This is a genomic window from Polaromonas sp. P1_E1_2 (assembly GCF_056406035.1).
The window spans coordinates 1-1,068 of sequence record NZ_JBFUAZ010000923.1; the positions used below are offsets into that span (position 1 = coordinate 1).

Below are 1,068 nucleotides of genomic sequence, written 5' to 3' on the forward strand. Positions count from 1 at the left end.
TGGCAACTGTGGACGGTCGAAAAGCAAAGAATCTGGTTCTTCAGGCTCGTCTGGCTTCTCTCACGGAGGACTTGACTACGACAGCCAGGTATGTAGGCTGGTCCCCTCGGCAGTCCAATGGCGAGAAAGTCTGCCAGGAATTCTCCTCTAGTCAAGCGGAATACTGGACCAGGCTCGCGACATCCAGCTTCGCACCCGACACGGCCAAACCGGCGGATGGAAAGCTTTTTTCTGCAGAGATATGTGTGCAAGTTCCCGAAAGAGCTCGAAAAGCCGGTGCAGCCACTGACGTCGTGGCAGGCGTGAAGGACGCTGAGTACGCAGGGGTTGTTTACCTGCTGCCATCGACGGGCTATGTTTTCGTAGGTGATAAAACCCAAAATGGCGTCAAATTTTATTCAGCAAACTCTGTAAGCCTGCCTCAATTTGGCGCCAAAGGCTTGGTGTGGTTGAAAAACGAGCCATTTGATAACAACTCGGTAAATGCTTCTTTCAACGAAGACGGATCAATGAGTGAGTTGAGCTTCAAAGCGGCCGCGAGGGCTGAGCGGGGGGCCGCTGCTGCATCGGATACGGCCAAATCCCTTGCAGATTTAATGCAACTGCGCGTCGATACCTTGAAAGCTAAAGCAGCGGCCACTGATGAAAGGCAAAAGAAAGAGCAGCAGAATCAGATCAATGCCATCGATTCCCAGATTGCTCTAACGACCAAACAAAATGAACTTGACCTGGCGAAGGCTTCGGCGGGTGACCCGCTTACAAAAGAGAAAGCCCTGCTCCAGAAGCAGATCGAAGTAGAAACGCTTAAACAGCAGTACGACGCACTTCTCAAGAAGAAAGTCGAGTAGCCCGTGAAAGCAGTAATTCTATTCAGTCTGGTGCTCTGGGCAGGGCACGGTACTGCTCAAGAAATTCAGCTAGGGGAAAGACTTGACAGTCGTGACGTTGAACAGCTCCGGGAACTTCGATTGGAACGGGCAAAAAGCCGTATCGCAGAGGTCAACTTGAATGACTCCACGAAAGAGCGATTGTTCAAGAGTTACGACCTCGATGTACTCGACGCAGTTC

General features: G+C 51.4%; 2 protein-coding genes. Both read left to right on the top strand.

The window, feature by feature from the left end:
* Positions 1–848 (top strand): hypothetical protein (locus AC1D1P_RS24125; RefSeq protein ID WP_477674760.1); only part of this gene is annotated, 848 nt, incomplete at its 5' end.
* 3 nt (positions 849–851) lie between these two features.
* Positions 852–1,068: hypothetical protein (locus AC1D1P_RS24130; protein WP_477674761.1), on the top strand; the 217-nt coding region annotated here is incomplete at its 3' end.